The organism is Streptomyces sp. NPDC048278 (assembly GCF_040652195.1).
Lineage (GTDB): Bacteria > Actinomycetota > Actinomycetes > Streptomycetales > Streptomycetaceae > Streptomyces.
Window position 1 is genome coordinate 134,700 of sequence record NZ_JBEZLP010000029.1, and the last position, 6,463, is coordinate 141,162.

7 protein-coding genes and 1 pseudogene are annotated in these 6,463 nt (G+C 71.2%); 2 read left to right on the plus strand and 6 right to left on the minus strand.

Annotated features, from left to right (window positions below; genetic code table 11):
• Nucleotides 1-122: 122 nt before the first annotated feature.
• The gene (locus AB0D74_RS37360; RefSeq protein ID WP_093499046.1) at nucleotides 123-515 is read left to right on the plus strand and encodes an SCO5389 family protein; all 393 of its coding nucleotides are present in this window, start codon (nucleotides 123-125) and stop codon (nucleotides 513-515) included.
• Nucleotides 516-618: 103 nt separating this feature from the next.
• Here AB0D74_RS37360 and AB0D74_RS37365 read toward each other — a convergent pair whose 3' ends face one another.
• Nucleotides 619-1,647 carry an LLM class flavin-dependent oxidoreductase gene (locus AB0D74_RS37365; protein ID WP_362596842.1) on the minus strand — a complete coding sequence of 343 codons (1,029 nt, stop codon included), beginning with the start codon at nucleotides 1,645-1,647 and terminating at the stop codon, nucleotides 619-621.
• Nucleotides 1,648-1,870: 223 nt separating this feature from the next.
• Between AB0D74_RS37365 and AB0D74_RS37370 the strand changes: the two genes are divergently transcribed.
• Nucleotides 1,871-2,212 carry an ATP/GTP-binding protein gene (locus AB0D74_RS37370; protein WP_362596844.1) on the plus strand — a complete coding sequence of 114 codons (342 nt, stop codon included), beginning with the start codon at nucleotides 1,871-1,873 and terminating at the stop codon, nucleotides 2,210-2,212.
• 19 nt (nucleotides 2,213-2,231) lie between these two features.
• On the opposite strand, the gene AB0D74_RS37375 is transcribed toward AB0D74_RS37370, so the two are convergent.
• The 5 genes and pseudogenes from AB0D74_RS37375 to AB0D74_RS37395 all read right to left on the minus strand — a co-directional run.
• Entirely contained in the window at nucleotides 2,232-3,122 is an 891-nt protein-coding gene (locus AB0D74_RS37375) for an ABC transporter permease (protein ID WP_362596847.1), read from the minus strand.
• On the minus strand, nucleotides 3,119-4,441 hold the full coding sequence (locus tag AB0D74_RS37380; RefSeq protein ID WP_362596850.1) for an ATP-binding cassette domain-containing protein: 1,323 nt from the start codon (nucleotides 4,439-4,441) through the stop codon (nucleotides 3,119-3,121). Before AB0D74_RS37380 ends, AB0D74_RS37375 begins: the two co-directional genes overlap by 4 nt.
• A 122-nt stretch (nucleotides 4,442-4,563) precedes the next feature.
• Complete coding sequence (locus tag AB0D74_RS37385) at nucleotides 4,564-5,340, minus strand: ABC transporter permease (RefSeq protein ID WP_362596853.1); 777 nt, start codon at nucleotides 5,338-5,340, stop codon at nucleotides 4,564-4,566.
• A gap of 1 nt (nucleotide 5,341) precedes the next feature.
• Nucleotides 5,342-6,298 carry an ATP-binding cassette domain-containing protein gene (locus AB0D74_RS37390; protein ID WP_362596856.1) on the minus strand — a complete coding sequence of 319 codons (957 nt, stop codon included), beginning with the start codon at nucleotides 6,296-6,298 and terminating at the stop codon, nucleotides 5,342-5,344.
• Nucleotides 6,299-6,395: 97 nt separating this feature from the next.
• Nucleotides 6,396-6,463, minus strand: a pseudogene (locus AB0D74_RS37395) (DUF2277 family protein); the annotation flags it as partial.

Below are 6,463 nucleotides of genomic sequence, written 5' to 3' on the forward strand. Positions count from 1 at the left end.
CCCGCGCGTTGCCTACCGTAGTAAACGGGAGGTCGCGAAGTGTGTACTCAGCGTGTTCGGTATCGCGAACTCCCTTACCTGTCCGCCAACCCCTGCTGTTCGGGGGTGCGAGAGGAGTACCCATGTCGCTCGACGTCTCACCGGCCCTACTCGAACAGGCCGAGCGAGGCGAGGTCGACGAAGCAGATTTCGTCGACTGCGTCCGGACCTCCCTGCCCTACGCGTGGGAGATGATCAGCTCCCTGGTGGCCCAGCTGAAGGTGGACGGCGGAGAGTTCGCCGACAACCAGACGCCCCCGCCGGACGAGCAGGCACGCGGCCAGCTGCTGCGTGCGCTCGCGAGTGACGCCATACGCGGCGCCCTGCAGCGGCACTTCGGTGTGCGGCTGGCCTTCCAGAACTGCCACCGTGTGGCGGTGTTCCCGCTGGACGCCTCGGTCGACGAGACGCTGGCCCGCTTCACCTCAGTGCGCAACCAACTGCTGAACCAGTCCCCGGAACTGCGGGACTGCTGACGCCGTGCTCAGCTACTGCTGACGCAGTGAGCCGCTTGCTTGCCGCTCCACACGCGGGAGGTGCATCAGTCACTGGGGCGGCAAGCTCCCCGCGGCGACCAGGTCACCGGAGGTGCGGCAGCACCTCGGCACCCAGCCGTCGTACGTTCTCCTCCGTGGCCGCCAGATCCCCCGAGCCCTCGGTCAGCAGGGCGAAACGGGAGATGCCGGTCCGCTCGGAGGTCGCCGCGAGCCGGTCGGCGCACAGCCGCGGGGTACCCACCGGGTGGAGTCCGCAGAGCAGTTCGGTGTACGCGAGCGGGTCCCGCATGGAGCGGAACCGGCCGTCCACCGTCACATGCGCCTCCAGCCCCTGTTTCAGCCAGCCCGGCATCGCCTTGGTCAGGGTCTCCGCCGCGTCGGTGCGGCTGTCCGCGATCTGGCAGACGCCGGCCGACACATGGGCCGCCGCGGAGATCTCGTCGCCCGGCCGCCCGGCCGCCCGCGCGTGCTGCCGCCACAACGCGACCATCTCGGCCTTCTCCTCGTCGCCGACGTGCATCCCGAGCAGCATCGGCAGCCCCTGCTCCGCGGCCAGCCGGATGCTCGCCGCGGAGGTGCACGCGACCACCACCTCCGGCCCCGGCGCCTCCGTCAGAGCCTCCGACGGGCGTGGTACGACGGGGACTTCACGGAACGAGAAGCGCGGCCCGGAGGCCGACACGGCCGGTTCGCGCAGCCAGCGCATCAGCAGATCGAGTGATTCCGGGAAGCCTTGTTCGTACGCCTCCAGGCCCGATCCGAAGACCTCCAGATCCACCCACGGCCCGCCCCGCCCCACGCCCAGCGTGAACCGGCCGCCGCTCGTCACGTGCAGCAGCGCGGCCTGCTCGCCGAGGGCGACCGGGTGGACGGTGGGCAGCACGCTCACCGCCGTGCCGACCCGCAGCCGCCGGGTGCGGCCCAGCAGCAGAGCCGCCAGCGTGACCGCCGACGGGCAGGTGCCGTACGGCACGAAGTGGTGCTCGGCCAGCCAGACCGCGTCCAGACCGGCCTCCTCGGCCACCTCCGCCGTACGCACCGCCCGGTGCAGGGCTTCCCCCTGCCCCTGGCCCGGGAACTGGGCGGCCAGCACAAAACTACCTACGCGCATCGTTTCTTCCTGCTTTCCTGGCTCCGACCCGGAGCTCCCCCACCGGGCATAACCGTCTGACACGTGCCGAGGACACGGCCTGGCGGAGAGATTTGCGGATTGTCTGGAGAATGGGTCGCCCTGGAGGGGGACTTGTGCGGGTTCGTGCCCTACGCGTACCCCCGTGCGCGCGTCGTAGGCTGGACACAGCCCGTGCTTCCTGTATAGCCCCGAGAGGTGTCCCGTGTCCCCGCGTCGCAACCGACCCAAGGGCCCGAACGAAGCGGCCTCGTCCGGCCGGAGCGCCGAGGACGACCGCGCGGACCGTTACGGCGGCTGGCAGTCCACCGAGAACTGGCAGGGCGAGGAGTGGAGCGTGAGGCACGTGGCCGGCGCCAGCGCGGTCGGCAAGACGTACCGCTGCCCGGGCTGCGACCAGGTGATCGCCTCCGGCGTCCCGCACGTCGTGGCCTGGCCCGAGCACTCGGGCGTGGACGAGCGCCGGCACTGGCACAAGGCCTGCTGGAACGCGAAGGACCGCCGCACCACGCGGGTGCAGCGGTCCCGTAACGCGCCGAAGTTCTAGAGCCGGAGCTCCAGCGTCGTCAGACGTCCCGCTTCTCCAGCAGGACGTAGGCGCCCGCGAACGCGACGGCCGTCACGCCCAGGATGATCCACAGCGGGTCCCAGCCCGAAGGGCCGGAGTCGCTCAGGGAGTTGGAGTAGAAGATGCTCAACTGGTTCGGGATGGAGTACTCGAACAGGGCGGTGCGCACCTTCTCCAGCGACTGGGAGAACATGAACAGCGCGATCACCAGCGGGGCGAGCACCGCGCCGATCATGATGGTGATGGCGCCCGCCGAGTGCCGGATGATCGAGCCGATGATCAGCGAGAGCAGTCCGAGCAGCGCGATGTAGAGGCTGACGCCGACGGTCCCCTTCAGCCATTCCCCGCCGGTCGGCGTCCGGGCGATGCCGTCCAGCATCGACACCTGGGTCATGGCCACGAACGCGCTGGTCGCGAGGGTGAACACGAACGCGACCGCGAAGAAGACGATGGCCTTCGCCGCGAGCACGCGCGCGCGGGAGGGACAGGCCACCGTCGTGGTGCGGATCATGCCCGTGCCGTACTCCGAGGCGGTCGTCAGCACGCCGAGCGTGATGATGCACATGCTGCCGAGCAGCAGTCCGAAGAAGCCGAGCGAGAGCGCGCTCTGGCTGGACAGGTCGTCGGACGACGAGGAGTCGCTGACCACCGCGCCGGCCAGCAGGCCGATGCCGACCACCAGCAGGACGAAGACGCCGAGCGTCCAGATCGTCGAGCGCACCGACCTGATCTTCGTCCACTCGGAGGCGATCGCGTGCCCGAGGTGGGTGCGTACCACCGGGATCGGCGAGACGTAACCGGGGTACGCGCCGCCGGGCGCCTGCTGCCACGGGGGTGCGGACGCGGCGGACGGGGCGGCCTGCGGCAGCGGAGGCTGGTGGGTGCTCATCGGGCGTCCTCGGGCTTGGTCAGGTCGGCGGGAGCGGCGGCGGGCGCGGCGGCCGGGGCGGGGGCCGGGACCGGCTGCACCGGCCCGGCGGCGGGCGCGGGCGCGGACACGGGCGCCGGGGCGGGCGTCGGCGCGGACATCGGCTGCGCGTAGGGGTTCGGAGCGACCTGAGGCGGCCCGTACGGGCCCTGCGGGCCGCCGTACCCACCGCCGGGCACTCCGGGTCCGCCAGGCGCCCCAGGGGCTACGGGGGCTCCGGGGCCACCGTAGGGTCCCGCGAACGGCTGGCCGCCCTGCTGGGGCGGCGGCGGGGCGTACCAGCCCGGCTGGCCCTGCCCGGGCACCGGCATCGGCGGCTGGGCGCCCGGCGGCAGGGGCTGCTGGAGGCCGGCCTTCTGGTCGATGGAGGACCGGTAGTCGACGGCGCCCTGCGTCATCCGCATGTACGCCTCCTCCAGCGAGGCCTGGTGCGGGGACAGCTCCCACAGCCGTACGTCCGCCTCGTGCGCGAGGTCGGAGATGCGGGGCAGCGGCAGGCCGGTCACCCGCAGCGCGCCGTCCTGCTCGGGCAGCACATGGCCGCCGGCCTCGGTCAGCGCCGAGCTGAGCTTCTCGCGCAGCTGCGGCTCGGTGTCCGGGGTGCGCACGCGCGCGAAGTCGGCGGAGTTGGCCGAAATGAAGTCGGTCACGCTCATGTCGGAGAGCAGCTGGCCCCGGCCGATGACGATGAGGTGGTCGGCGGTCAGCGCCATCTCGCTCATCAGGTGGGACGAGACGAAGACCGTGCGGCCCTCCGCGGCGAGGGACTTCATCAGGTTGCGCACCCAGAGGATGCCCTCGGGGTCGAGGCCGTTGACCGGCTCGTCGAAGAGCAGCACCTGGGGGTCGCCGAGCAGCGCGGCGGCGATGCCGAGGCGCTGGCCCATGCCGAGCGAGAAGCCCTTGGAGCGCTTGCCGGCCACGTCCGGGAGGCCCACGACGCCGAGTACCTCGTCGACCCGGCGGGCCGGGATGGCGGACAGCTGGGCCAGCGACAGCAGGTGGTTGCGGGCGGACCGGCCGCCGTGCACCGCCTTGGCGTCGAGCAGCGCGCCGACCTGGCGGGCGGCGTTCGGGAGCTTGCGGTAGGGGAAGCCGCCGATCGTCACCGAGCCGGCGGTCGGGTTGTCCAGGCCCAGGATCATCCGCATGGTCGTCGACTTGCCCGAGCCGTTCGGCCCGAGGAAGCCGGTGACGGCTCCGGGTCGTACCTGGAAGGAAAGGTTGTAGACGGCGGTCTTGTCGCCGTAGCGCTTGGTCAGGCCGACAGCCTCGATCATGCTCCGCACCCATCGAAAGGATCAGGACAGCGGGGCAGACGCCCCCCGTAAGGGTTAGGAGGATATCGGGGAGCTGACGGTTCCGGCCAAGAGCAAGCAAAGTCTCGGCCCCGCGGGGCCGGTCACTGGGCGTCGCGCCGCTTCAGCAGGACGTACCCGCCGGCCAGCGCGGCGACCACCCACAGGCCCATGATCCCGAGCCCGCCCCAGGGGCCGTAGGGGACGTCGTCGCCGGCCCTCGGCACCACCTGCATGATGTGGCTGCCCGCCTGGTCCGGCAGGAACCGGCCGATCTTCTTGGTCGCGTCGACGTTGCCGAGGATGTTGGAGACCAGGAAGAAGAACGGCATCAGGATGCCCAGCGACAGCATCGGCGAGCGCAGCATCGCGGCCACGCCCATGGAGAACATCGCGATGAGCGTCATGTAGAGCCCGCCGCCGACGACCGCGCGCAGCACCCCGGGGTCGCCGAGGTGGGCCCGGTGCGAGCCGAGCATGGCCTGCCCGAGGAAGAAGGCGGCGAAGCTGGTCACCATGCCGACCACCAGCACCAGGCCGGCCGCCACCGCGATCTTGCTGAACAGGAAGGTGGCCCGCTGCGGCACGGCGGCCAGCGAGACCCTGATCATCCCGGTGCTGTACTCGTTGGAGACGACGAGCACCCCGAACACGATCATCGCCAGCTGCCCGAGGGTCATCCCGGCGAAGCTGATGTTCGTCGGGTCGAAGGAGAGCCGCTCGCGGGCCGGCATGTTGGAGAACTGGCTGTTCGCCAGCGCGGAGAGCAGCGTCCCGATGGCCACGGTGACCACCACGGCCAGGGACAGCGTCCACACCGTCGAGGCGACGGACCGGATCTTGGTCCACTCGGACCGTACGACCTGGGTGACGACGGCCATGTCACGCTCCCTTGTCCCAGCCGGAGCCCCAGGCCTGTGGCACCGGGGGCGAGTCGGCGTGTGCGTGGTACTCCACGGACTCCGCCGTCAGTTGCATGAAGGCCTCCTCCAGCGAGGCCTGCTGGATGCTCAGCTCGTGCAGCACGATCCCGTTCTGCGCGGCCAGTTCCCCGATCGGCTCGGCCTTCCCGCCCTCCACCTCAAGAGTGCCGGTGCCGGTCTCGACCACGGTGATCCCGGCCGCGTGCAGCACGTCGAGCAGCCGCTCGCGCTGCGGGGAGCGGACCCGGACGTACGACCGTGAGTTCGTCCGGATGAAGTCCGCCATGGAGGTGTCGGCGAGCAGCCGCCCCTGTCCGATGACGACCAGGTGCTCGGCGGTGAGCGCCATCTCGCTCATGAGGTGCGAGGAGACGAACACGGTCCGGCCCTGCGCGGCCAGGGTCTTCATCAGGGTCCGGATCCAGTGGATGCCCTCGGGGTCGAGCCCGTTGACCGGTTCGTCGAACATCAGGATCCGCGGATCGCCGAGCAGCGCCCCCGCGATCCCGAGCCGTTGCCCCATGCCGAGCGAGAACCCCTTGGCCTTCTTCCGTGCCACCGCCGTCAGCCCGACGGTGTCCAGGACCTCGGCCACCCGCGCCCGCGGGATCCCGTTGCTCTGCGCGAGGCAGAGCAGGTGGTTGAAGGCGCTGCGCCCGCCGTGCACGGCCTTCGCGTCGAGCAGCGCGCCGATGTACGTCAGCGGGTCCTTGAGCTGCTCGTACCGCTTGCCGTCGATCCGCACCCGGCCCGCCGTGGGGTGGTCGAGCCCGAGGATCATCCGCATGGTCGTGGACTTCCCGGCACCGTTGGGCCCGAGGAACCCGGTGACGATGCCGGGTCTGACGGTGAACGTGAGGTCGTCGACCGCCGTCTTGTCGCCGTAGCGCTTGGTCAGGCCCACCAGCTCGATCATGCGGCCACGCTAGGACGGGCTCACCGGGGGTGCCACCCGAGGCCGTCGCCTGGGTGCGGGCCGGTGGGGGCGGGTCGCGCAGTTCCCCGCGCCCCCCTGCCCGCTCGAACACCTCCCGGTTGTGCGCGGCCGGCGCCCGGAACCCGGACACCTTCCGCACGTACT